Raw genomic sequence first — 23,358 nt, forward strand, 5'->3', positions numbered from 1 at the left:
CTCAAGGACATGCGACGATGATTCGGCTGGCAAGTTTGACCCCGAAATCATAGCCGGGCGACAGACCGCTGAAAAAGGATTCGGAGAGCTTTTTTGTGTCATCGGCAGCCAAAGGCTTTGACCCAAGCAAATTCACGGAACATCCCTTCGGCGCGCTGACAGTGCCGACCGGGTCCTGCTTTTCCATCTCGAAAGCGACAAAATAGGTTGGATCATAGACTTGAAACGAGAAGGCCTTCGCGGCGCTTGCCGGTGTTTTCAGCGGCAGCGTGAAGCGCAAAACAACAAGCTTGTCTTCCCGCTGTTCCAGCGAATAATCGGTTGGCGTCCCAAATTCGACCTTCACATTTGCCGCCTTGGCAAAGGTGAAAAAATCGAATTCGGCCATGGATTCGACATTGGTCTTGGCCAGCGGCGCCAAGTCGTCCTTGGTCAAAAGCTGGCCTTCCTTGCCTTGCCCCTCGGTGACATAGGCCGAATACATTTCATCGAAGGTCCAGGTATGGCGGATGGCCTCGATCTCGCGCTGGGCGTTGAAGACGACCTCTTCACGCGCAGAGACCCAAACATGCGGATGCGCAGCGGCAATCTGAGTCAGGCCGGTTACAAACGCGGCGGCCAGGATAAGCCTCGAACAAAAGCGCCTTGGCATAAAAACCCTTTTGGTGGGCCGCGTTTCGCGCAGGCCCGCGAGCGATGTGCCCGTTTTGACTGCGGAAGTCTGGCCGAAGAAAGGCGATCCGCTCACATGGACTTCATAGCGGCGGCGGCAGGTTTCCGGGCCAAATGGCCGGTTTGCCGTGGCCAGCGCTTGCCCTTATAGGGTGGCCACGTTCGTTTTAAGGTTGATCGCTGGCCGTGAATAGGGCATAGGGTCAAGTTCGTTTCAAACCGGCCGTGACAGCCGGGTTTTTTATTCCAGGATCCGACCGATGAAAGTTCGCAACTCCTTGAAATCTCTGCGTACACGGCATCGCGCCAATCAATTGGTGCGCCGCAAAGGCAGAGTCTATATCATCAATAAAGTGCAAAAACGCTACAAGGCCCGGCAAGGCTGAAGCGTGAGCGTTTGCTTTTAACTTTAGCTTTTAGCAAAGTTGACGATTTTTCGGATAGGATCGGCCCCAGAAGAGTGCAGCCTCCGCTCGAAAATGACATGGCTCTTAGAGGAACATGCGCCGCTTTGCATCCATAGGGTCTCGTTCCATGCGGCCGTTGCAACCCAGCCAGTTGACCCCTATGCGCGCATCCCGGTTCTTTGCAGCAACCTTGGCCGGCGCTTTGGCAGTGCAGGCTCTTGGCGTGACCGGAGCAACCGCGGAAACCATCCCCTCGGTGCAAGCGCAGAACCGCGAGGATTCGCCAAGCTTTCAGCCATCACCCTTTCCTGGGATCAAACTCGACGATCTTTTGCGGGCGCCGAACACTAAAGCGCCAAAGCAAAAGCCCAACCCAGGCCAATCTTCCCCCAAGGCCGCAGTACCCGCCGCCGACCGAGCCGAGCAGCTGAAAAAAGCCTTGGCGGCGCAGCCCGCGCCCGAGGTACGGCGCAGGAAAACGCTTGATGGGCTCTTTGAGCACCTCAGAAAAGCCGCCGAACCAGAGCAGGCACAGGCCATTGCGGCATCGATTGAGCATATTTGGCTGCAATCTGGTTCCGACACCGCAAATTTGCTCATGCAGCGGGCGATGGCCTCCATCCAGACGCAGCAATATGAAGTGGCGCTTTCGCTTTTCGATCGGCTGATCGCGCTGGAGCCGGATTGGGCGGAGGCCTGGAATCAACGCGCGACGACCAAATTTCTCACCGGCGATCCGGACGGCGCGATGGCCGATATCGACCGGGTCATGAAATTGGAACCGCGCCATTTCGGCGCAATGGCCGGGATGGGCATGATCTTGCAAGCGGAAGGACTCGAGAAACGCGCGTTGGAGATTTTCAAGAAAGCGCTGAGCATTTATCCGCTTGAGACGGACATTCAGAAGCTCGTCGAAAAACTCACCCTCGAAGTCGAAGGACAGGATATTTAGGCGAGGCTAGGCCTAACTCTCGCTGGTCCAATATTCGCCCGAGAGTTCGCGGCGCGCCTTGTCAAGTTCGTCCGTATAGCGACGCAGAACATGGGCCTCGGTCAAAAGCCCAAGAACATAGCGGTCATTTTCATTGTCGACGACCGCCAATGCTTCATTTTCAGACTGTTCGAAGATTTGCACGGCAAGCTTGACGTTCATCTGCGGCAGCAGAAACGTATCGGCCAAGCGCGCCAGCTTGCCGAGACCGGTTGCACCCCCATCCGCGTGGGCTCCGGCAAGATGTACGTCTGGCACGAAAGCCATGCCGGCATAGGCGCCCGATGGTCCGGTGACCACGACCCATTGGTTGGTGGAGCGGGCCGGAAACGCCTCCATGAAGCGGGCGATGGTCATATCATAGGGTGCCTTCGGAAAGTCTGTTCGCATCAGGCGGCCGACGGTCAGATCGCGGATCCAGCCCACATCCTGAGCGCTGCGAATCGATTCGCCGCGCAGATGCATGCGCCACGTGGCGAAGGAATAGCCGAAGGCGCGCCGCACAATGATGGAGACAATGCTTGCGACCCCCAGCATGACGATGCTGAGCGGAAAATCGCCCGTCGTTTCCAGCGCGAGAAAACTCATGGTCAGCGGGGCGCCGATGATCGCCACGGCTAGTGCCGCCATTCCGACCAGGGTACAGACCAAAACGTCGGGCGGCAGAGACGGATCGATATATTCGAGCCCGAAGAAATAGATCCGTCCGATCATGCCGCCGATGAAAAGCGAGGAAAAGAAAAGACCGCCCCGAAAGCCGGAGCCGATGGAAACAACCGATGCGAGGGCTTTCGATAAAAGAACGATCGCGATCATTTCAGCCGGTTGGGCGTTCGGGCCAAACAGCTCGAACAAAGCCGCATGGCCGGAGGCCAGCACATGCGGCGTGACAAGCGCGAGCAGTCCAACGATCGCTCCCCCAAGCGCAGGTTGAAGAGCCACTGGCAAGGGACTGCGCCGGCAGATCGACTCAACGAACGTCACGGCCCGCATCATGCCGATCCCGAAAATCGCACAAATCACCCCAAGCAGCAGCAACAGCCACATTTCGGTTTGGGAAAGGACCGCGTTCAACACTAGAGCCGGGTAGTCGCCGCTGGTCCCAAACTGCCGGGAGACCAGCACCCCGCAGATCGCGGCGGCGCCGACCGGGGCCAGGCCGAACGGGGTGTAAGTCCCCAAAATCAGCTCGAACGCATAAAAGGCGCCGGTCAGCGGGGCGCCGAAGGCCGCCCCAATCGCACCGGCCGAGCCACAGGCGACCAGGGTGCGCATGTCGCTGCGGCGCAGCCGGAACTGCGCCCCCAGCCAGGAGGCAAACCCCGACCCCATCTGCGTATAGGCGGCCTCCAGCCCGACCGAGGCACCGAAGCCGCTGGAAATCACCGTCTGCGCCCCGATCACCGCGCTATCCCCGAGCGACATACGGCCGCCCTGCAGCGCATTGGCCTCGATCGGATCGACCGGGCGGTGCGGCATCCATTTTTTCACGAAAATCCCGGAAACGCCGAGGACCAAACCGCCCGCGAGCGGAATCAGAGCGCTGCCGGGCCAATCCAGCGAAGTGAGGCTGCTCAGATGCTTGTGGCCGAAGAATAGATCATGGAGGAAGTTCGCGCCTCCGAGGAGCGCGGCCACCAGCAGGCCGGCGGCGCCTCCGGCAACAACCGCCAGGCCGATGAGACCCACCTCGTTCCGCCGGACCAGCCGGCGCATATACGAGGGAATTTGCCTGATTTCGGAAATCTCGCGCCCCCTCATTGGCGTTACCTTCGCCGGTCATAACCGATTCTGGAGGCGCGTGCGCGGCAGCTGAATGGGATGCGGCCGGAAAGATTGCGCCAGCGCGGGCGGGCCGCTATAAGCTCCTGGCGTCCCTTCCGACACCCCTGGAGGCGTGGGCGCGCAATCTTTATCATTGATATCTTGAGGATACCCAAATGGCCGGGACGAAAACACTTACGGCTGCGGTACGCGAAGGGATAGGCAAGGGGGCCGCCCGCAGCGTTCGCCGTGAAGGCCGCATTCCAGGCGTGATCTATGGCGGCGGCGACGCCGCCGAGCCGATCACCCTCGATTACCGCGAGTTGAACAAGCTGATCTACGCGGGGCATTTCCTGACGACGATCTTCGAGCTCGATGTCGGCGGCGCCAAGCAACGCGTCATTCCGCGCGATTACCAGCTCGATCCCATCAAGGATCAGCCGCTTCATATCGATTTCCTGCGCTTGAAGCCGGGCGCCAGCCTGCGCGTCCAGGTACCGGTGCATTTCATCAACCAGGAAATCTGCCCCGGCATCAAGAAGGGCGGCGCGCTGAACATCGTGCGCCACGCGATCGAAATGCGCGTGCCGGCCGATGCTATTCCCGAGGCGGTTGTCGCCGATCTCGCGGAACTTGAAATCAACGATTCACTGCACCTCACCGAGCTTCCCTTGCCGGAGGGATGCAGGCCGACGCAGCGCGAACGCGATTTCACGATCGCCACCATCACGCCCCCGTTGGTTGTCGCGGAAGAGCCGAGTGCGGCTGCCCCGGCGGCGGCGCCAGAGGCCAAGGGGAAAGCCGGCGCTGCACCCGCCGCGGCGGCGGCCGCACCTGCCGCCGGTGCCAAGGCTCCGCCCAAAGGCAAGAAATAGCGCTTCGCGTTTACGCGCGGAGCGTTGAGTTCCGCGCGTAAACGACAACGCTTTGTAGGCGGGCGCCATGCTCCTCTTTGTTGGCCTCGGCAATATCGGCAAGGCCTATGCCGGCCATCGCCACAATGTGGGCTTCATGGCGCTCGATGCTATCGCCCGCGAACATAACGCACCGGCCTTTCGGTCACGGTTTCAGGGCCTCGCCAGCGAGGCCCTGATTGCCGGCGAAAGAGTCGTCCTGCTCAAGCCGCAAACCTATATGAACGAGTCCGGCCGTTCGGTCGGCGAGGCGGCGCGCTATTACAAAATCGATCTTTCCCACATCGTGGTCTTCCATGACGAGCTCGATCTCGCGGCCGGAAAAGTGCGGGTCAAGACCGGCGGCGGCAATGCCGGACACAACGGCCTCCGCTCGCTGACCGAACATCTCGGCAATGAGTACCGCCGCGTGCGGATCGGGATCGGCCATCCGGGCCACAAGGCCCTGGTTCATAATTATGTGCTGGGGGATTTCGCCAAGGCAGAAATGCCTTGGGTCGAGACCTTGTGCAAATCGCTCGCCGCCCATGCCGGGCTGTTGGTCAAAGGGCAAGACGAAGCCTTTCAAACCAAGATCCATCTCGCAATGGAAGGGGTTGGCAAGGAGGGGATGAGTTAGGCTTTGGGTTGCCGATCTCGATCCAGGGGCGACACTCCAAAAGAGTTTGGCCGCCGGATGGTCTAACTCAACCCTCGTTGAAATCACCGACTTAATTCTTCGAGTATGGCCGTAGCAAATTGCTTACCGTGTGATCTTACCGCTGATCCAGCGACAGCCCTCCTTAAACGGCACGGCGGCAGGAGAGCGTGAATGGATTTTGAACTCAAGGACGGCCCTAAAGGGCCGCCAGCTCCGCTGGCCGCAGGTCCTTGACTTCAAAACCCATTCGCGCTGGGGTCAGCCGTTCCATTTAAGGAAAAAACCACCTGCGGCGGTTTGGCCTTTCCTCTGAGACAATCCCCAACCTTGCTTTTTCCTTCCACGGACCGCATAGGGCGCTGCACCATTGTTTCTCTCCCTTAGCCGTAACCTCCAAGAGTATCGTTTCCATGGGTTTCAAATGCGGTATCGTCGGCCTGCCCAATGTCGGCAAATCGACCCTCTTCAATGCCTTGACGCAAACGGCGGCCGCGCAAGCGGCGAATTATCCTTTCTGCACCATCGAGCCCAATGTCGGCGACGTCGCGGTGCCCGATGAACGGCTTGAAAAATTGGCGGCCATCGCCGGCTCCAAAGAGATCATCCCGACGCGGCTCACCTTCGTCGATATCGCGGGGCTGGTGCGCGGCGCCTCGAAGGGCGAGGGACTTGGCAATCAATTTTTGGCGAATATCCGCGAATGCGACGCGATCGCCCATGTCGTGCGCTGCTTCGAGGATTCCGACATCACCCATGTCGAAGGCAAGATCGTACCGGTCGACGATATCGAGACGATCGAGACCGAACTGATGCTCGCCGATCTCGAAAGCCTGGAAAAACGTGTCGTCGCGTTGGAAAAAAAAGCCAAGGGTGGCGACAAGGAGGCCAAGGAGGCCTTCGATCTGGTGCAGCGTTGTCTCGCTTTGCTCCGCGAGGGAAAGCCAGCCCGGCTGGTCGCGGTCAAACCCGAGGAGCAGAAGACGTTTCGCGGCCTGGGGCTCCTCTCGTCGAAGCCGGTGCTCTATGTCTGCAATGTCGAGGAAGCCGCCGCCGATCACGGCAATCATTTTTCCAAAGCCGTGGAGGCCCGAGCGCGCGAGGAAGGCGCGGTCGCGGTGATCGTCTCGGCCAAGATCGAGAGCGAGATCGCGGTTCTGGCGGTCGAGGATCAGAAGGATTATCTCGACGCCGTCGGCCTTGCGGAGCCTGGGCTCAACCGCGTGATCCGCGCCGGCTATGGGCTGTTGCGGCTCATTACATTTTTCACCGTTGGGCCCAAGGAGGCCCGCGCCTGGACGGTCGCGCAAGGAACCAAAGCGCCACAGGCCGCGGGCGTAATCCACACGGATTTCGAAAAAGGCTTCATTCGGTCCGAAACCATCGCCTATGCCGATTATATTGCCTGCAATGGCGAGGCAGGCGCGCGCGAAGCCGGCAAATTCCGCCTCGAAGGCAAGGAATATGTCGTGGAGGACGGCGACGTTTTGCATTTCCGATTTGCAAACTGATATCATGGCGGCAGCTTTTTAAGCAGACGGCATGATCTGTGGGAGGCAACGGTGGAATGCAGAGAAGGAATGGGCACGCCTCCCAATTTCGACGGTCCCTTCCGCGAGCGGCTCAGCCAGCTTTTTAAATGGCGGCGCGATGTCCGCCGCTTCAAATCGGAGCCGGTACCGGCCGCGCTCATCGAGAAACTTGTGTGCATCGCCGCGCATGCGCCCTCCGTTGGCAACAGCCAGCCCTGGCGGTTTGTGAGCGTCGAGACGCCGGCCAAGCGCGAAGCGGTCATCGCCAATTTCAATTGCTGCAACAAGGCCGCGCTCAACGACTATGAGGGCGAGCGCGCGGCACTCTATGCGCGCCTCAAACTGTCCGGGCTTCGCGAGGCGCCAATTCATCTTGCCGTTTTCAGCGATCATGAGACGCTGGCCGGCGCCGGCCTCGGCCGCAAAACCATGCCGGAGGCGCTGGATTATTCTGTGGTTGCGGCGGTGCATACGTTCTGGCTTGCGGCACGGGCCGAAAATCTTGGCGTTGGCTGGGTTTCGATCATCGACCCGCATGAGCTCGCCCGCACGCTTGATGTCCCACCCCCGTGGAAATTGATCGCCTATCTATGCGTGGGATTTCCGCAGGAGGTGCATCTCGATCCCGAACTCGAACGCCATGAATGGCAGGCGCATCTGGAGCAGAACGAGAAACTCCATCGACGCTAGAGCGGGATGAGGAAAAGTGGAAACCGGTTTTCCGCCCGCATCCCGCTCTAAACTTTTGGAATCGATCACGTTCACGATGATTTGGGGCGTCGCGACTTGAGCGGCGGTTATTGCGGGACCGTTACAACACGATAGGGAAGTTGCTCGATGCCCAAGGGACCGCCCAAATTCGGCAATCGATCCGCCGCCTTGATCAGGCTCTTCAGACCATCGAGCTGCGGGCGATCGACCTTCCAGGAATAATGCTGGCCCGCGTCGATCCATTCGATCGTCTCGCCGTCCTCCAAAAAGGGATCCAGAACAAACGAAATCTTCGGCAAGGCGGCCCCCCCATGGGCCATTCTTACGAAATCGAGGACGGAAAAATCATCGTCGAAGAGAAGCAGGTTGAATCGTCTATCCGCCGCCTCTTGCAAGCGTCGCCCCTGATCGACGTGATCGTCGAAATAGCACAGGCTTGTGGGCGTGCCGAAGCTCTCGAAATCGATACTGGTCCAGTCCCGCTCGATGTATTCGACATTCTCGCACTTCAGCAACAGCCGCGACTGATCAATATCGAAGCTCATGATCCGGCTGTTGCGAGCCCCTTGAGAAAGCGCCCAGGCGCTGGCGCCCAAATAGGTTCCGCTATCGACGATGACATCGGGTTGTTGGGATTTGGCGATCAAATCCAGCCAAAGCAAATTGCCAAACCGGCTGCCTCCTCTTTGCAATCGAAAAGGCGACTGAAGATACGCTTCGTAAAAATCTCGGATTTCGCGTTCCACATCGAAACGATTTTTGATTTCGATCAGATCCTGGGAAGCCAAATAGTCCGACGCGGTTTGGCTTATTGCCGCAAACATACGGTCGAGATGCCTGCCCGAGACGAGACGCGCGTCGAAATCCCTCCCGACCGGAGACACTTCCAGTTTGAATTGACCGAGAAGATGATTGGCGCGCCGGCCCAAAAAAGTTCGTAAACCCACCGCGCCACCTCGATCGAGGGCTCACCACGCGGCAATCTCGGCGCGTGATTGGTGTCACGCGTCCGACCGCCGCGGGAAAGCAAGCCTTGGTATCGCAGGGCACAATATGCGTGCTAGGCGGCAAGAAAATGGCTGAGGTCAATTATCCAAAAAGCTGCGCAACTTCCGCGAGCGGGAAGGATGCTTCAGCTTGCGCAAGGCCTTCGCCTCGATTTGGCGGATGCGTTCGCGCGTCACCGAAAACTGCTGGCCGACCTCTTCCAGTGTGTGATCGGTGTTCATGCCGATGCCAAAGCGCATGCGCAACACACGCTCCTCGCGCGGCGTCAACGAGGCGAGGACGCGCGTCGTCGTCTCGCGCAGGTTCGACTGGATCGCGGCGTCGATCGGGAGGATCGCATTCTTGTCCTCGATGAAATCGCCGAGATGGGAATCTTCCTCGTCGCCGATCGGGGTTTCGAGCGAGATCGGCTCCTTGGCGATTTTCAAGACCTTGCGCACTTTTTCAAGCGGCATGGCGAGCTTTTCCGCGAGTTCCTCTGGCGTGGGCTCGCGCCCAATCTCATGGAGCATCTGACGCGAGGTGCGCACGATCTTGTTGATGGTCTCGATCATATGCACCGGAATGCGGATGGTTCTCGCCTGATCGGCAATGCTGCGGGTGATCGCTTGCCGGATCCACCAGGTCGCATAGGTCGAGAATTTATAGCCGCGCCGATATTCGAATTTGTCGACGGCCTTCATCAGGCCGATATTGCCTTCCTGAATCAAATCAAGGAATTGCAGGCCGCGATTGGTGTATTTCTTGGCGATGGAAATCACCAGGCGGAGGTTCGCCTCGACCATTTCCTTCTTGGCCTGGCGGGCTTCGCGCTCGCCTTTTTGCACCAGATGGACAATGCGGCGGAATTCCTGAATCTCGAGGCCGGTTTCGGTCGCAAGGCCGTGAATTTCGGTCAGCAGATCCTTGATCTGCTCCTTCGCTTTGGCGACAAAATCCTTCCAGCCGCGCCCGCCGAGCTTCGACACCCGCAAAACCCATTTCGGATCGAGCTCGGAGTTCTGGTAGTTCTTCAGAAAATCTTCCCGGCTGACGCCCGACCCTTCGGCAAGGCGAAGCAGACGCGTCTCCAGGCCGATCAGCCGCTTGTTGATGTCATAGAGCTGCTCGACCAGCGCCTCGATCCGGTTGGGATTGAGCGACAGCGATTTGACGTCGACGACGATTTCCTTCTTGAGCGTCTTATATTTGCGCTCCTGAGCCGGCGTGAGCGTCTCGTTCTTGAGCTTATTGACGACGTTCTGGTCCTGCAGGCGCCGAAGCTTCTTATAGGCGCTGGCGACCCGGTCGAATGTATCGACGACCTTGGGTTTCAGCTCGGCCTCCATCGCGGAGAGCGAGACCGAATTTTCCATGTCGTCTTCCTCGTCGAAGACTTCCTCGGAAATGGGTGGATCGATGTCGCCATCCTCGCCCGCGGGACGCAGACGCGCCGGCGGGTTCAGCGGCGCGGTCGCGGGCGCTTGCTGTTGGGCGGCGAGCGCTTCGGCGGCGCCCGGCGCCGTCATGTCGATCTTCGGCGTGTTCTTGCCGTCGGGGCCCGCATAGGTCGCCTCGAGATCGATGATGTCGCGCAGCAGCACCTTGCTGTCGTTCAATTCGTCGCGCCAGATGATGATGGCCTGGAATGTGAGGGGGCTTTCGCAGAGGCCGGCGATCATCGCCTCGCGGCCAGCCTCGATGCGCTTGGCGATGGCGATTTCGCCCTCGCGCGACAACAGCTCGACAGAACCCATTTCGCGCAGATACATCCGCACCGGGTCATCGGTGCGGTCCGCGGGCTCGGAGGAACGGGTGGTGACCGCTTTCGAGGTGGGCGCCTCGATCAGCTCACCGCCTTCGACCTCTTCTTCCTCGGCGGCTTCCTCGGGCGCGGCTTCGTCTTGCTCTTCATTCTCGACAACATTGATGCCCATCTCGTTCAGCATCGACAGAATGTCTTCGATCTGCTCGGAGTTGACCTCCTCGGAGGGGAGGACGGCATTCAATTCGGCATAGGTGACAAAGCCCCGCTTTTTGGCGAGCTTGATCATCCGCTTGACGGCGGCATCGGTGAGATCGAGCAAGGGGCCGTCGGTGACTTCCACCGCGCCGTTTTCCACCTCGGTCTTCTCACTGTCCTTTTTCGCCATCAATGGCCTCCGAACTTGAGGAAAAATACGACTTGAACAAGCCTGGCCGTCATTTGAAACTTGCTTGCCCCAAAACCTTCGCTGCTTCAACCGCCGGATAAGTTTAAGGAGAGTCACGAACTGCGTCCGCGCCCTGGGCCTTGTTTTCGCTATACTCGACAGACTTCGCCCGTTCCGCCGTGCCTTGGAATGTTCATCACAAGGTTCCGCTCGGTCGCCCCGAACGCGCGCCAAACCCTTCTAGGGCGGCCTCCGTCCCCCCGAGCGACAATAATTGAGCCTGAATATCCTTGAGACGGCCGAGATTGGCCTCGCTAGAGTCCTTACCTAGAGCCAATTCAGCCAATTGCAACTCCCTATGTAACGCCTTGGCACGGCGATGCAAGTTCAAGGCTTGCTTGAGAACTTCATCGGCGTCGGCCTCCGCGGCATCGGCTTTGATATACCAATGCGAGGCATGCGCCGCCATCATGTCGAGCTTGACCAGAATGGGTCCGAACCCCTGCTCTTTGACCGCAGCGCGAAGATCAAGCTCGTCCGAGCCGGCCTCCCTCGCACCGGCGGCGGCAAGCATGGCATCCCGTAAAGCTCCCGCTTCGGGACTGGAAAACTCGATCTCGGCCAAATCTTCGGCGTGCCGGTCGATCAATCCGGGATGATTGAGCAGGAGCAATAAAATCAATCCTTCCCGCGGAAGAAGGCGCGGCGGCCCCGGTCGAAAAAGCGAGGAATTCGCAAGACTTTGGCTGACCGGGGGCGGCGCCACAAGACTGCTTTGGGTTTCGCCGGACTTGGCAAACCTTGGGTTCGGGGCGGAGCCGCGCGCGGGCACCCGCGCCACCCCGCGGTTTCCGCTCCGGCTGAAAAAATCAAACAGCCGCGCCTTGAATTCCGCCTGATAATGGCGGCGCAGGGGTTCGTCCCGTATCTCGCGCGTAATGTCACCCAGGCGGCGTTCGAGACCGGCGCGGCGTTCGGGCGTGGAAAAAGCTTTATTTTCAGTTTCCCGGATCCAGATCAGATCCGCCAGCGGCAGCACATGCGCAAGAATCTCCAAGACCGCCTCGTGCCCGCCTGAGCGAACGAGATCGTCGGGATCCTGGCCCTCGGGCAGAAGCGCGAAACCGAGGGAGCGGCCGGCGCCGATGAGGGGAAGCGCCATATCGACCGCGCGATAGGCGGCTTTGCGTCCGGCCCGATCGCCGTCGAAGCACAGGATCGGCTCTTCAGCCATTTTCCACAAAAGCTCGCTTTGATCCGGTGTCAGAGCCGTTCCCAACGGCGCGACGACTGCGGGGAATCCAGCCGATGTCATTGCAATTACATCGACATAGCCTTCGACGACAATAATTTGTCCGCTCTCATGCGCGGCCTTGCGGGCCTGATGGTGATTGTAAAGGATGGCGCCTTTATGGAAGAGTGCGGTCTCCGGCGAATTCAAATATTTGGCCGCGACATCCTTGGCGAGCGCCCGGCCGCCAAAGGCGATGACACGGCCGCCGGAATCGCAGATCGGAAACATGATCCGGTCGCGGAACCGGTCATAGGGGACGGCGATGTCCTCGCCATGGATCAACAGACCCGCCTCGATCATGGCTTGCGGGGACACGCCCTTTCCGGCGAGGTAGTCGCGCAAGGCGTATTTTTCCGGCAAGGCGAAGCCTAAGCGAAACTGGCTTTGCAGCGCCGGGTCGATGCCACGTTCGGCGAGATAGTTCCGGGCCACGCCGCCCTGTTTTCCTGAAAGCTGCGCGGAAAAATAGGAAGCGGCAAGATCCAGCACCTCCTGCAGAGTGGCGCGCGCCTTGTCGCGGGCCTCGGCCTCCGGCGAGGGGCTCGGCAAGGCCAGCCCCGCCTCGTGGGCCAGCCGCTTGACGGCTTCGGGAAAGGAAAGCCCCTCGGTCTCCATAAGAAAGTCGAAAATATTGCCGTTTTTGCCGGCCGAAAGGTCAAACCAGGCCATCTTCTGGTCATTAACGAAAAACGAGGGTGTCTTTTCCGTGTTGAAAGGGGAAAGCCCTTTCCATTCCCGCCCTGCCCGCACCAATTTGACGCGAGGACGCACGACGTCCGAAACCGGAAGCCTGGCTTTGATGTCATCGAGAAAAGATGGCGGAAATCGCATGGGCGCTGTGATTCGCAATAACACCAATTATAGACACGAGGCCAGACCGGGTCTGCTCCGTCCCCTCAATTCACAGGCCGAAGGCTTAAATCACTGAGACAGTCCCCGAAAAAATGCCCCGAGGCCGAACCCTTGCGGTGAGGCGCGCAAAGGAGTTGAACCTTGACAAGCAAAACCGCCCGCTTTCGCGACATGAAGCGAAACGGCCAGCCGATTGCCGTCCTGACCGCCTATGACGCACCGACGGCCAAGGCCGAGGCCGAGGCCGGCGTCGATATTATTCTGGTCGGGGACAGCGTCGGCACCACCATGCTCGGCTATGCGAGCGAGCGGGAAGTTACGCTTGCCGACATGTGCCACCATGTCCGCGCGGTGCGCCGGGGCGCGCCGAATACCACGATCATCGCCGACATGCCCTACCGCAGCTATGAAACTCCAGAGGCCGCGCTCAAGACCGCCGGCCTCCTGGTTGAAGCCGGAGGTGACATCGTGAAATTTGAAGGCGCCAGACCTGAAATCGTCGAGGCCTTGGGCGCCGCCGCGTTCGAGGTCTGTTGCCATTTGGGGCTGGAGCCGCAGCATCATGAAGACAAGCGCGTCAAGGGGCGCAAGGCGGAGGCGGCGATGCAGCTTTTGCGTGACGCAAAGCGCCTCGACGCGGCCGGCATGGCTTTTCTCGTGCTCGAACTCATGCCGGAAGAGGTCGCCGCAGAAGTGACCCGTTCCATTGCCGCGCCGACCATCGGAATTGGCGCCGGCCGCCAGACCGATGGACAGGTTCTGGTAATCACGGATGTGCTCGGCTTCACGCCGGCGAATTACCGCCACAACCGGCGGTACGAGGAGGTCGGCAAGCTGATGCACCAGGGTGCACAAGCCTATGTTGCGGATGTGCGGTCCAAGGACTTTCCGGCGGAGGCGAATGTGTTCCCGATGGACCAGGACGAACTTGCGATCTTTTTGAAAGGTCAGCCGCGAAAATAAAGCATGATCATACACTCTAACTACTTGTTTGACGCATAATCTTATCCGAAAAGTCTGCAACTTTTCGGGATCATGCTCTACGCGCCGAGCTTGCCTTTGACCAAGGCGCTCGCCTTGGCAAAATCCATGCGGCCCGCATATTTGCCCTTGAGAGCGCCAACGACCTTGCCCATGTCCTTGATCGAAGCAGCGCCGGTTTCGGCAATCGCGGCAATGATCGCCGCTTCGGTTTCGGAATCGCTCAATTGTTGCGGTAAAAAACTCTGGATGATTGCGATTTCCTCGCTCTCCTGCGTCGCCAGGTCGGTTCGACCCGCCTTTTCGTAGATTTCCTGCGATTCCTTCCGGCTCTTCACCATTTTCTGGAGCAAGGCCAAAATATCTTCGTCCGAGACAGTCTTCCCCTGCCCGCGCGCCTCGATGTCCTTATCCTTGAGCCCGGCCGTGATCATGCGGATCGTATCGACGCGCCGCTTGTCGCCTGCCTTCATCGCGGCCTTAAGCTCGCTCGAAAATCTTTCGCGCATAGGACTCTCCTCGTCTCACGGATTTGCCGGCAGAAACTGACCGGTTCATCACCTTGCGAGTATCGCCCATAGCTTCCATGGTCAACAGCCGTCCACAAATCAGTTTTGAAATCAGCGCGTTGTCGTGGCGTTAAGGCGCTTTGCAAAAGCGGCGCAATTTAATGCAGGCGGGGATTAGCTTCGTCAGCAGAGCCGCAGAGATGTCCGTGCCTAGAGCAGGTTCCGAAAAAGTTGACCGACTTTTCGATCAGAACATGCTCCCACTCGTTGAACTTGAGCGTTTCCTTTTCGATCAGATGATTCCATCTGATCGGGAAGCGCTCTAGCCGACCCATGCCGTCGACATCCGGCGGGTTGCGTTGCGAAGCTTGCGCCACAACCCGCCGGTAAAAATGTTCAGCAGCCGCTTTTCGCGCACTGGCTATCTGCGCGGATGAAGTTCGCGCAAGTGTTCTCCACTTCACCCCTCAACTTAGCGATCGCAGATTGCCTCGCCGCGTTGCAAGCTTTGTCGGTACAACCGTCGAAGGTGGCCGTGGCGGTCTTACTTCGATCTTCGACCGGACACTTGCTATCCTGGGGGGCCTGAACCCGTGCCGTGGCGGTCTGGCTCTGCGCGCGCGCAGCACTTGAAACAAAGCCGGCAGAGGAGGCAAACACCAAAGCGAGCAATAAACAAATACGCATGATCAACTCCTTACTGACAATCGGCATCCAAAAAATTCAAAGGTGAAAAGGACTATGAAATTCGGGTGCGAACCGTGCAGTTTCCTCTTGGCATAGGTTAATCTTAGCCGGATACTGTCGCTCTCTACTGTGCCGATCTTGTCTTGACAGTCCTGTCTGCCGTTATGACATTAGGCGCCGGTGCCGAGGCTGGGTTATTGACGTGCGCTTTATTATAGGTGTCGTAGGCCGAGTCTACCTCGCCTATGAGCGATTGCGACAAAGTATTCACTTGGGTTTGCGATGGCTGGACCCCATGTTGGTGTCCGTCGTAGTACATCAATTCATCCGATTTCACGTTTTTGCTGACCGGCGATGCGGCGTAATATTCGAGCCACACATAGTATTTCATTTTTTTTCTCCTTCACGCCTAATATTAACGATAAACCTCCACTTTAAGTCCAAGTTACATTAACGTTTACGTTTGACTTATTTGTTACCGTGTATGGGCCGTTGCCATGCACCGCACAATTTACCGTTTGGTTTGCTGGAACCTGCTTCTGGATATTAATAATTCCATCTTCGGTTGTAATCTCTACGCTTGCGCTTTTAGTTCCCAGGTTCACTAGTGCAATTTGAGTTGCACTCTTAGAAGTTTCGCAAGATTGAGTAGTTTGGCTATTGATAATCGTCATATCGAATGCTCCATTTAGCTAGGTTTATCCCACCATATTACTTGACTCCCCACGGCATTTGGCCGTGGTTGATCAAATAAACTGTAGATATTGGCTCTTTACATTAGATTGTTGTTTCAACTTCAATTACGGCTTCGATCCGAAGCGGCATCAACAAAACAACTCGACCATCGACGAAGATTGCTATGCCTGAAGATTAATGCCGCCATTAGGGAACGTAAGTTTCACTCTGCCTAAATATGTACAAATTATAAATAATTGCACTCAACCATAAAGCTGATATTATGAGAGTAATACAGCTTGATTAGCATGTAATATTGTGTCTATAGATCACGGCTATGGCTACTAACGGCGTTAGACTTTGCCTCTACCGCAGTTTATCCGTTATAAATCCCTGTTAGGTCGTCACCGGCAGTTATTTCTGTTATCCATTCTTGATTTATCGGGCCCCACCCGTCTCCATTTATATCGTATGTCACCTCCCGACTTGTTTCTGCGCTAGACAGGGAAATTAGGATACCTGGCGCAAATGCCTTATCTACTACCGTACTGGTTTGTAGCGGAGGATCTATTTGGGAGAACGTGAGCAGAACCTTTTCCGTGATGGGCATCATTATCTTACTTTCGCCCGAGAGAATCTGAGCAATAAACAAGGGGGTAGGCGGCGAAGAATCGAGCGATTGATTGAGACCAAAAGAATAGCGTGTATTTGTTGTTTTACTCACGATTACAATCTGAGCCACCTGCCCATTTTGAATACTCAAGGCACCATTATCTCCAACAATCATTTCCTGCCCTAATTTTATATCTTCTGAAGAGGCACTTGGAATTACATCAGCTTTTGCCTTAGAAGAGTAGGCTATAATTACAGTACCGGATCTATAATCTAACTGAGTTGAGATGAATGCCTGATAGGTTTTATTCCACTGAAGACGCGTACTTTTAAGTAACACTTCGTCCGTAAACCAGATTAAAGGGGATGCAGGAAACTGAGTTGCCAGGAATTTAATGCCATATAAATAATATTTATTTTGATTTAGGTAATCAATACTATCCTGATCTACATACAAAGTGATATTGAAATCTGACATAACTGTGTCCCCAAAATTATGTCCAGGCAGATGTCCAACTTGCGTTCGAAATCGAAGAAAGTTGAACATCCGCTCTTCTGATAAAATGTGTCTAAAATTCCTTCTCACACCATCTGCTATTAAGCAGAGGCGTTTATGAGGGCATCATATATACTGTCAACGGCCCCGATGTTTTGGGTCTGATTTGCAGGTCCACTCCACCCTGTATCCACATTATATGCGACCTGCACATTTGGACTTTGGCCGCTTAACATCGCAATGATACCTGGCGTATAAGTCTGAATGATAAGTGTACCTGTATTATAGCTTTGCGTTGCTAAGAGTATTGCGATGCTTTCGAGAGGTTCGAATGTCCCAAGCCCCCCGCTTCCAACAAGGTTTTGAACGGCAATATACTGCCCTGATTGATTTTGTGACACATAGAAGTTATTCGTTTGTCTTGGAAGATTGGTTATCGCAAATGATTGAGACTGAGGACCTGCCTTCGGCTGTGGTTGCCAGCCTGCATTGTCATATGTGTAAAGTTTCCCGAGTGCGACAGCAGCAGGATTTCCGTCGGCTCCCTTATACGGAGCCGTACCAGTTATCGTGGCACCATTTGTCATTTGGACCTGCGTTTCGCCAATGTAGAAATTCTCGGTCCAATTTATGTCATTACTATCTTGTCCATACAGCTGCTGGCCAGTTACTGTTTGCCATACGGTACTGACGGCTCCGCCCCCAGCTTGAATGCCTTTAAACACATACATGCTATAGGAATGGCCCATAAGATAATCTCTTGTGTTCTGGTCAATACTAACATTTACATTGTAACTGGCCATAACTACCCTCCTTGATTTAAATCTGCTGAGCTAAGTCTAAGTACTTAATATTACTCTTAAGCACATAATTAATTCGACTATGAAATATTGCCTGATAATTCTATTCATGCCATTGGAGAAATGTTGAAAAAGTCAGTTTTGCGGGGTGTCGGCCCCACCGCTGCCTCAAGGAGGGGATGAAACCTCTTGGCGTGGAGCCCTCGACGCGCGGCTCCCGCTCAATGGGCGGGTGGGTCCGGCCCGCGCCGCAGCGCGCCGAGAAAAATGTCGACCAACATGAGCTGGGCGCCAGGCTGATTGAGGAGAGTCGCGTCGTGCAGCAGCAATGATTTCGCGACTGCAACCACGGAGGTGAGGCTGGCGGTGAGTTGCATGACGCCAATCCCGGCGCACGGGTCGCCGCGCCGGGCCATCGCGCTGTGGATCGCCTCGGAGATCTTCCACAACACGTCGTAGCAAATATCGAAGTAATCCTGAGCTATCCGATTTCTCATCGTCGCGGGAATCCTGGCCATCCCCTGGAAGGCCTGAATAACGAAGGCGACAGCCGCGTTCGCAAGATCGGTCTCGGTATCGAATGCCTGCGCCGTCAGGAAATCGAGCAGCCGCTCATGCTCGATTGCCTGCAGGCGGAGCATGCCCAGCAGGATCAGGGCCTGGACGTCACCAAAATAGCGATAGGCCGCCTGCGGGGTGATGCCCGCCTCGTCTGCGACCGTTTCCATCGTTAATCTGTCGAGCCGTCTCTTCCGCTTGACGATGGCTTCGCCAGCAGCCAGCAGCCGCTCCACGGTCTCCATCGATCTCGGCTGGCGCGGCATCACGCGAAAGGCGGTGGAAATCAACTCACCCAGGGGACCGGCCGCGATATCGCGGAGACTCCGGCGGGCGGCCAGCGCCGAGACGTCGACCTGATCGAGCCGGTCCAGCGCCGCGCGCAGGCCCGCATGGTCTGGATCGTTCAGCTCATCCCCGTCAACGAGCTGATCGGACCCGGCGGAGAATGCCCGCTGCTGCGCTTATCCGTCATGGTCCGATAAATCTGTTAAGTCGCAACGTATTTTTGTTAAAAGCGGAATAACTATTTTTGAAATCGTAATGTTATCTAAGTCTCCACGATCGGTGGCCGCCGTGCAACCCCTCAAAATTCCGCTTCGCGCGCTTGTTCCCTCTCCACCCCGGAAGAGGGCCTCATTCCGCTATGCTTGGCCGAAGCGATGGGCGGGCGTCGCTGTCACTCCGCCAGCCGGCAGAAGATGCGCACGGCGCCGATTGATTTGGGTTAGCGTGCGTCGGCAGTCGCTGTTGCCCGATTCAAAGCCTTGCGTCCTTATGCGGGCATCTGCCAAAACAGCATCGGCCGGCTATCGGCACTGCCCCGCCGAATAGCTCTCGCTTTGCCTAGGTGAGAACCGATGGGATAGCTATTTTTAATGCCCTGTTTGAGACGGAAGAGTGAGCATGAGACCCGAGCAAGAGCAAACTTCGACCTTCTGGCGCGAGATACGTCCAACCGCTCTCCTCGTTTTGGCTAATGGCATGGTCCTCGAGGGAGTGGGACTCGGCGCAACCGGGGCGGCCGTGGGCGAAGTCTGCTTCAACACGGCGATGACGGGCTATCAGGAAATTCTCACCGATCCTTCCTATACCGGCCAGATCATCACCTTCACCTTTCCGCACATCGGCAATGTCGGCGCCAATGACGAGGATATCGAGACGAGCAATCTCGCCGCGAACAGTGGCGTGCGCGGCGTCATCGTCCATGCGCCCATCACCGGCCCCTCGAATTATCGCGCCAAGGGCGATTTCAACAGCTGGCTCAAAAATCGCGGCATCATTGGCATGTGCGGTCTCGATACCCGCGCGCTGACCGGTTTCATTCGCGACAACGGCATGCCCAACGCAGTGATCGCCCATGCTGCCGATGGCGTTTTCGATATGGAGGCGTTGCAGAAGATGGCTCGGGAATGGCCCGGTCTCGAAGGCATGGATCTCGTGCCCGACGTCACCGCCGCGCAGCGTTACGAATGGACGCAAGGCGCTTGGATCGCGGGACAAGGCTATCGTTCCTCCGCGCCCGCGACCTATCGGGTCGTTGCCATCGACTATGGGATCAAGCGCAACATTCTTCGGCTCCTGACGGACGCCGGTTGCGCGGTCACCGTTGTGCCGGCGCAGACCACGGCCGAGTCGATCCTCGCGATGCGGCCGGACGGGATTTTTCTTTCAAACGGTCCTGGCGATCCGGCCGAAACCGGGAAATATGCGGTTCCGATTATCAGGACTCTCATCGACAGCAAGGTCCCGACCTTCGGCATTTGCCTTGGCCACCAGATGCTGGCGCTCGCGATCGGCGCGAAAACATTGAAAATGCATCAGGGCCATCATGGCGCCAATCACCCCGTGCAGGATTTCACCACCGGCAAGGTTGAGATCGTTTCCATGAATCATGGGTTTGCCGTCGATCCGACGAGCCTGCCCGCCAATGCGCGGGAAACCCATCGGTCGCTCTTCGATGGGTCGAATTGCGGGTTGGAGTTGATGGATCGCCCGGCGTTCTCGGTGCAGCACCATCCGGAAGCTTCGCCCGGCCCGCGCGACAGCCATTATCTGTTCACCCGCTTCACCGACATGATGGCAAAGGCGAAGGCGCACGCTTAAAACGCGCCTCTTCCGCTCCTAACGAATCCCAGCATTGAACGGGATTTGGACAGGCTCAAAGAGAGGCTCGGGGTGGAGCATCCGCTCGGCCGACGCAATCAGCGCCATCTCATAGGCACCCCGACGCTCGGTTTCCTCAAGCACGCTATAGATGCCGGAGACCGCCTGGCTAAGTGCGGCGCCGGTTGACAAGCCCTTCACAAGCCCGGCGGCAAAAAGCGCGGTGAAGAGATCGCCGGTTCCAGCCGGACGGCACGCAAGCTTCGGCGTCGAGACCGCCCAGGCGGTGCGCGGTTCGACGGCAAGTGTTTGAATCAGTCCCACCGGCACGCCCTCGCCTTGCACGCCGGTCACGACAACCGTGGACGGCCCGAGCCTGCGGGCGGCCGCAATGACCGCCTCGCGCGTGTCGAGTGCGGCGCCGGCGAGGTGCGCCAATTCGAAGTGGTTCGGCGTGATGATGTCGGCCCAAGGGATGAGACCCTCGCAAAGCAGAACGCGCAGCCCGGCATCCACGAAGAAGCCGAGGTCATGGTCCCCCATGACGGGATCGCACAAATAGAGGAGGCTTGGATTTCGCGATTTTGCGCGCTGCACGAAATCCATCACGACCACGCCGATCTCTTCGGACCCCAAATAGCCGGAGATCAAGATCTTGCAGGAGTCGACGAGACCCCGCTCTTCCGCGCCGACCAGAAGGTCGCGGACGAGGTCGGCGCCGAGGACCTGGCCGCGCAAGGAGGGATAGAGCGGATGATTGCTCAGAAGCGTCGTCGGCACGGCGGCGACTTCGATTCCCTGCGCTTGCAGCGGGAAAACCGCGGCGCTATTTCCGACGTGGCCGTGAACCACTTGCGATTGAATTGAAATGACCGTCATCGGTGCTCAGGGCTGAATTGCGCCCAGCCATTCCTCAAACATTTTTCGGGCCCTTGCCGGCAGCGCGGCCGCTGTTTTCGCGCCCTCTCTCAATTGGCGTGGATCGAGTCCGGCGTCGGCAATTTCGACCGCGTGGCCGACCAGCCAGGGCTCGATGCCGGCGAGCGGATCGACCTCGGGGTGGAACTGCACAGCCAGGACGTTGGGAGAGACGGAAAACGCCTGGTTGCGGCAAAGCGAAGTCGAGGCCAGATGCACCGCTTCGGCCGGCAAATCGAAGGTGTCGCCGTGCCAATGCAACAGCGGGGTCTGCGCCAGATGCCGGAGCGGGGATGCCAAGCCCGCCTCGCTTAATTCGACCGGCCCCCAGCCGATCTCTTTGACCCCGGACGGATAGACCTTGGCGCCGAGCGCGGCCGCGATGAGCTGGGCGCCAAGGCAGACGCCGAACGTCGGCCGGTTGTGGCCGAGGCGCGCCTTGAGGAGGCGGGCTTCATCGCCCAGAAACGGATATTTGTCGTCCTCATAAACGCCGACCGGCGCACCGAGCACTATGAGAAGATCGGGTTCCAAGGGGTCGATGGCCGCGAAGCCCGCCTGCCCGACATCATGGTAACGGATCCCATAGCCAGCGTCCGAGAGAGGCCGTTCGAACACGCCAAGATCCTCGAAATGAACATGGCGGAGGATGGTTGCGGCTTTCTTTGACACGACCTTCCCCAATCCGGAGCCACAGCGAAAGCTTTACAGATAAATCGAATATCTCAAATAGCATGGATTGAGACGAGAGTGGCAGTTTCGGGCATCGCCACCCGCCGGCCAACCCCTATGCAACACGATCGGATTTTTTACAGTTGCCAGTGCAAGAGCCCGCCACCCTGCTTGACCGCTGCGCCCTTGCGGCGTAGGCATCCAGGCGGGACACCTTTCCCCAACGAAAGGCGCCCATCTGAAAGGATGGTTAACATGTCAATCACGGCTCCTGCTGTGCGGCCCGCGCGCGCGAACTTTTCCTGCGGCCCCTGCGTCAAGCACCCCGGCTGGCAACTTCAAGACCTCAAGGATGCCCCGGTTGGGCGCTCGCATCGGGCGAAGTCGTCCAAAGCCAAATTGAAGCTCGCCATCAATCTGACACGCGAGATTTTGCGGGTTCCCCACGATTACCGTATCGCCATCGTCCCGGCCTCCGACACCGGCGCGGTTGAGATGGCCCTATGGTCATTGCTTGGCCAGCGTGGCGTCGATGTTCTCGCCTGGGAATCCTTCAGCGAAGGCTGGGTCATCGACATCGTCGAACAATTGAAACTCCCGAATGTCCGTGCCGAAGTCGCCGACTACGGCCGGATTGCCAACCTCGCAAAGGTGAACTTCGATAATGACGTCGTGTTTGCCTGGAACGGAACGACGTCCGGCGTGCGGGTTCCCGATGCCGATTGGATCGCCCGCGACCGCAAGGGCCTGACGATTTGCGACGCTACCTCCGCCGCCTTCGGTCAGAATCTCGATTGGCCAAAGCTCGATGTCACCACTTTCTCCTGGCAGAAGGCGCTGGGCGGCGAGGCCGCTCATGGTATTTTGATCCTTTCCCCGCGCGCGGTGGAACGGCTTTTGACCTTTACCCCGTCCTGGCCGATTCCGAAGGTTTTCCGCCTGACCGAAGGCGGCAAACTGATCGATGCGCTGTTCGAGGGCGAAACGATCAACACGCCGTCGCTTTTGTGCCTCGAGGATTATATCTGCGCCCTCAACTGGGCCAAATCGATTGGCGGCCTCAACGCGCTGATCGGGCGCGCCGACGCCAATTCCAAGGTCCTCAGCGACTGGGTCATGAAGACTCCCTGGGTGGATTTCCTCGCCCCCGACCCCAAGATCAGATCGAATACCAGCGTCTGCTTGAAGGTCGTCGATCCGGCCGTCACCGCTCTTTCGTATGATGGCCAGGCATCGTTTGCCAAATCGATCGTCAGCTTTCTCGAAAAGGAGAAGGTCGCTTTTGACATTGGCTCCTACCGCGATGCGCCTCCAGGTCTTCGCGTCTGGTGCGGGGCGACCGTGGAAAAGAGCGATATCGAAGCGCTGACGCATTGGATGGATTTTGCCTTTGCAAAAACCAAGGGCGAACTCGCTCTGGCGGCCTGACG

24 protein-coding genes are annotated in these 23,358 nt (G+C 57.8%); 10 read left to right on the top strand and 14 right to left on the bottom strand.

What is annotated here, in order from left to right; translation table 11 throughout:
* Position 1: 1 nt before the first annotated feature.
* Positions 2–652 (bottom strand): DUF1007 domain-containing protein, encoded by a 651-nt coding sequence (locus CU048_05810; protein ID QBR72697.1) that lies wholly within the window; start codon positions 650–652, stop codon positions 2–4.
* A gap of 280 nt (positions 653–932) precedes the next feature.
* On the opposite strand from CU048_05810, the gene CU048_05815 reads away from it, so the two are divergent.
* The gene (locus tag CU048_05815; GenBank protein QBR70873.1) at positions 933–1,058 is read left to right on the top strand and encodes a 50S ribosomal protein L36; all 126 of its coding nucleotides are present in this window, start codon (positions 933–935) and stop codon (positions 1,056–1,058) included.
* 181 nt (positions 1,059–1,239) lie between these two features.
* A complete protein-coding gene (locus CU048_05820; GenBank protein ID QBR70874.1) occupies positions 1,240–2,031 on the top strand; it encodes a hypothetical protein in 792 nt (263 codons plus the stop codon).
* A 12-nt stretch (positions 2,032–2,043) separates the two neighbouring features.
* Here CU048_05820 and CU048_05825 read toward each other — a convergent pair whose 3' ends face one another.
* Positions 2,044–3,831: a chloride channel protein gene (locus tag CU048_05825; GenBank protein ID QBR70875.1), complete on the bottom strand. Its 1,788-nt coding sequence runs from the start codon at positions 3,829–3,831 to the stop codon at positions 2,044–2,046.
* Positions 3,832–4,010: 179 nt separating this feature from the next.
* Between CU048_05825 and CU048_05830 the strand changes: the two genes are divergently transcribed.
* The 4 genes from CU048_05830 (at position 4,011) to bluB (ending at position 7,607) form a co-directional block, all read left to right on the top strand.
* On the top strand, positions 4,011–4,709 hold the full coding sequence (locus CU048_05830) for a 50S ribosomal protein L25 (protein ID QBR70876.1): 699 nt from the start codon (positions 4,011–4,013) through the stop codon (positions 4,707–4,709).
* 67 nt (positions 4,710–4,776) lie between these two features.
* Positions 4,777–5,367 carry an aminoacyl-tRNA hydrolase gene (locus CU048_05835; GenBank protein QBR70877.1) on the top strand — a complete coding sequence of 197 codons (591 nt, stop codon included), beginning with the start codon at positions 4,777–4,779 and terminating at the stop codon, positions 5,365–5,367.
* Positions 5,368–5,798: 431 nt separating this feature from the next.
* Positions 5,799–6,896 carry a redox-regulated ATPase YchF gene (locus CU048_05840; protein ID QBR70878.1) on the top strand — a complete coding sequence of 366 codons (1,098 nt, stop codon included), beginning with the start codon at positions 5,799–5,801 and terminating at the stop codon, positions 6,894–6,896.
* 69 nt (positions 6,897–6,965) lie between these two features.
* Positions 6,966–7,607 carry a 5,6-dimethylbenzimidazole synthase gene (gene bluB / locus CU048_05845; protein ID QBR70879.1) on the top strand — a complete coding sequence of 214 codons (642 nt, stop codon included), beginning with the start codon at positions 6,966–6,968 and terminating at the stop codon, positions 7,605–7,607.
* On the opposite strand, the gene CU048_05850 is transcribed toward bluB, so the two are convergent.
* Positions 7,506–7,871: a hypothetical protein gene (locus tag CU048_05850; GenBank protein ID QBR70880.1), complete on the bottom strand. Its 366-nt coding sequence runs from the start codon at positions 7,869–7,871 to the stop codon at positions 7,506–7,508. The two genes, bluB and CU048_05850, sit on opposite strands and share 102 nt — an antisense overlap.
* Here CU048_05850 and CU048_05855 point away from each other — a divergent pair.
* Entirely contained in the window at positions 7,850–8,569 is a 720-nt protein-coding gene (locus CU048_05855; protein ID QBR70881.1) for a hypothetical protein, read from the top strand. The two genes, CU048_05850 and CU048_05855, sit on opposite strands and share 22 nt — an antisense overlap.
* Positions 8,570–8,713: 144 nt before the next feature.
* On the opposite strand, the gene CU048_05860 is transcribed toward CU048_05855, so the two are convergent.
* Complete coding sequence (locus CU048_05860) at positions 8,714–10,768, bottom strand: RNA polymerase sigma factor RpoD (protein ID QBR70882.1); 2,055 nt, start codon at positions 10,766–10,768, stop codon at positions 8,714–8,716.
* Between the two features lie 196 nt (positions 10,769–10,964).
* The gene (locus CU048_05865; protein QBR70883.1) at positions 10,965–12,893 is read right to left on the bottom strand and encodes a DNA primase; all 1,929 of its coding nucleotides are present in this window, start codon (positions 12,891–12,893) and stop codon (positions 10,965–10,967) included.
* A 192-nt stretch (positions 12,894–13,085) separates the two neighbouring features.
* Here CU048_05865 and panB point away from each other — a divergent pair, with 192 nt between their 5' ends.
* Positions 13,086–13,877, top strand: a complete 792-nt coding sequence (gene panB / locus CU048_05870) for a 3-methyl-2-oxobutanoate hydroxymethyltransferase (GenBank protein QBR70884.1) — start codon at positions 13,086–13,088, stop codon at positions 13,875–13,877.
* Positions 13,878–13,954: 77 nt separating this feature from the next.
* On the opposite strand, the gene CU048_05875 is transcribed toward panB, so the two are convergent.
* From CU048_05875 to CU048_05905, 7 genes are all read right to left on the bottom strand, one after another.
* Entirely contained in the window at positions 13,955–14,404 is a 450-nt protein-coding gene (locus CU048_05875) for a glutamyl-tRNA amidotransferase (protein QBR70885.1), read from the bottom strand.
* Positions 14,405–14,562: 158 nt separating this feature from the next.
* Positions 14,563–14,781 carry a hypothetical protein gene (locus CU048_05880; protein ID QBR70886.1) on the bottom strand — a complete coding sequence of 73 codons (219 nt, stop codon included), beginning with the start codon at positions 14,779–14,781 and terminating at the stop codon, positions 14,563–14,565.
* A gap of 19 nt (positions 14,782–14,800) precedes the next feature.
* Complete coding sequence (locus tag CU048_05885) at positions 14,801–15,118, bottom strand: hypothetical protein (protein ID QBR70887.1); 318 nt, start codon at positions 15,116–15,118, stop codon at positions 14,801–14,803.
* Between the two features lie 97 nt (positions 15,119–15,215).
* Positions 15,216–15,482: a hypothetical protein gene (locus CU048_05890; protein ID QBR70888.1), complete on the bottom strand. Its 267-nt coding sequence runs from the start codon at positions 15,480–15,482 to the stop codon at positions 15,216–15,218.
* 660 nt (positions 15,483–16,142) lie between these two features.
* The gene (locus CU048_05895) at positions 16,143–16,856 is read right to left on the bottom strand and encodes a hypothetical protein (GenBank protein QBR70889.1); all 714 of its coding nucleotides are present in this window, start codon (positions 16,854–16,856) and stop codon (positions 16,143–16,145) included.
* A gap of 119 nt (positions 16,857–16,975) precedes the next feature.
* On the bottom strand, positions 16,976–17,677 hold the full coding sequence (locus tag CU048_05900) for a hypothetical protein (GenBank protein QBR70890.1): 702 nt from the start codon (positions 17,675–17,677) through the stop codon (positions 16,976–16,978).
* Between the two features lie 218 nt (positions 17,678–17,895).
* Positions 17,896–18,498: a hypothetical protein gene (locus tag CU048_05905; GenBank protein ID QBR70891.1), complete on the bottom strand. Its 603-nt coding sequence runs from the start codon at positions 18,496–18,498 to the stop codon at positions 17,896–17,898.
* 640 nt (positions 18,499–19,138) lie between these two features.
* Between CU048_05905 and CU048_05910 the strand changes: the two genes are divergently transcribed.
* Positions 19,139–20,338 carry a carbamoyl phosphate synthase small subunit gene (locus CU048_05910; GenBank protein ID QBR70892.1) on the top strand — a complete coding sequence of 400 codons (1,200 nt, stop codon included), beginning with the start codon at positions 19,139–19,141 and terminating at the stop codon, positions 20,336–20,338.
* Positions 20,339–20,356: 18 nt separating this feature from the next.
* On the opposite strand, the gene CU048_05915 is transcribed toward CU048_05910, so the two are convergent.
* Entirely contained in the window at positions 20,357–21,217 is an 861-nt protein-coding gene (locus CU048_05915) for a pyridoxal kinase (protein QBR70893.1), read from the bottom strand.
* A 6-nt stretch (positions 21,218–21,223) separates the two neighbouring features.
* Positions 21,224–21,907 (bottom strand): glutamine amidotransferase, encoded by a 684-nt coding sequence (locus tag CU048_05920; protein QBR72698.1) that lies wholly within the window; start codon positions 21,905–21,907, stop codon positions 21,224–21,226.
* Between the two features lie 276 nt (positions 21,908–22,183).
* Here CU048_05920 and CU048_05925 point away from each other — a divergent pair, with 276 nt between their 5' ends.
* Positions 22,184–23,356 (top strand): phosphoserine transaminase, encoded by a 1,173-nt coding sequence (locus CU048_05925; protein ID QBR70894.1) that lies wholly within the window; start codon positions 22,184–22,186, stop codon positions 23,354–23,356.
* Positions 23,357–23,358: the final 2 nt, after the last annotated feature.

Source organism: Beijerinckiaceae bacterium, assembly GCA_004564215.1.
GTDB lineage: Bacteria > Pseudomonadota > Alphaproteobacteria > Rhizobiales > Beijerinckiaceae > Methylocapsa.

Coding starts and splice junctions, on each gene's coding strand:
- CU048_05860 (QBR70882.1), bottom strand. CDS start 10,768: ATGGCGAAAAAGGACAGTGAGAAGACCGAGGTGGAAAACGGCGCGGTG.
- CU048_05925 (QBR70894.1), top strand. CDS start 22,184: ATGTCAATCACGGCTCCTGCTGTGCGGCCCGCGCGCGCGAACTTTTCC.
- CU048_05855 (QBR70881.1), top strand. CDS start 7,850: ATGCTGGCCCGCGTCGATCCATTCGATCGTCTCGCCGTCCTCCAAAAA.
- CU048_05810 (QBR72697.1), bottom strand. CDS start 652: ATGCCAAGGCGCTTTTGTTCGAGGCTTATCCTGGCCGCCGCGTTTGTA.
- CU048_05865 (QBR70883.1), bottom strand. CDS start 12,893: ATGCGATTTCCGCCATCTTTTCTCGATGACATCAAAGCCAGGCTTCCG.
- CU048_05835 (QBR70877.1), top strand. CDS start 4,777: ATGCTCCTCTTTGTTGGCCTCGGCAATATCGGCAAGGCCTATGCCGGC.
- CU048_05820 (QBR70874.1), top strand. CDS start 1,240: ATGCGCGCATCCCGGTTCTTTGCAGCAACCTTGGCCGGCGCTTTGGCA.
- CU048_05905 (QBR70891.1), bottom strand. CDS start 18,498: ATGCCGCGCCAGCCGAGATCGATGGAGACCGTGGAGCGGCTGCTGGCT.
- CU048_05875 (QBR70885.1), bottom strand. CDS start 14,404: ATGCGCGAAAGATTTTCGAGCGAGCTTAAGGCCGCGATGAAGGCAGGC.
- panB (QBR70884.1), top strand. CDS start 13,086: ATGAAGCGAAACGGCCAGCCGATTGCCGTCCTGACCGCCTATGACGCA.
- CU048_05915 (QBR70893.1), bottom strand. CDS start 21,217: ATGACGGTCATTTCAATTCAATCGCAAGTGGTTCACGGCCACGTCGGA.
- CU048_05825 (QBR70875.1), bottom strand. CDS start 3,831: ATGAGGGGGCGCGAGATTTCCGAAATCAGGCAAATTCCCTCGTATATG.
- CU048_05900 (QBR70890.1), bottom strand. CDS start 17,677: ATGGCCAGTTACAATGTAAATGTTAGTATTGACCAGAACACAAGAGAT.
- CU048_05850 (QBR70880.1), bottom strand. CDS start 7,871: ATGGATCGACGCGGGCCAGCATTATTCCTGGAAGGTCGATCGCCCGCA.
- CU048_05910 (QBR70892.1), top strand. CDS start 19,139: ATGAGACCCGAGCAAGAGCAAACTTCGACCTTCTGGCGCGAGATACGT.
- CU048_05895 (QBR70889.1), bottom strand. CDS start 16,856: ATGTCAGATTTCAATATCACTTTGTATGTAGATCAGGATAGTATTGAT.
- CU048_05885 (QBR70887.1), bottom strand. CDS start 15,118: ATGCCGATTGTCAGTAAGGAGTTGATCATGCGTATTTGTTTATTGCTC.
- CU048_05840 (QBR70878.1), top strand. CDS start 5,799: ATGGGTTTCAAATGCGGTATCGTCGGCCTGCCCAATGTCGGCAAATCG.
- CU048_05890 (QBR70888.1), bottom strand. CDS start 15,482: ATGAAATACTATGTGTGGCTCGAATATTACGCCGCATCGCCGGTCAGC.
- CU048_05815 (QBR70873.1), top strand. CDS start 933: ATGAAAGTTCGCAACTCCTTGAAATCTCTGCGTACACGGCATCGCGCC.
- bluB (QBR70879.1), top strand. CDS start 6,966: ATGGGCACGCCTCCCAATTTCGACGGTCCCTTCCGCGAGCGGCTCAGC.
- CU048_05830 (QBR70876.1), top strand. CDS start 4,011: ATGGCCGGGACGAAAACACTTACGGCTGCGGTACGCGAAGGGATAGGC.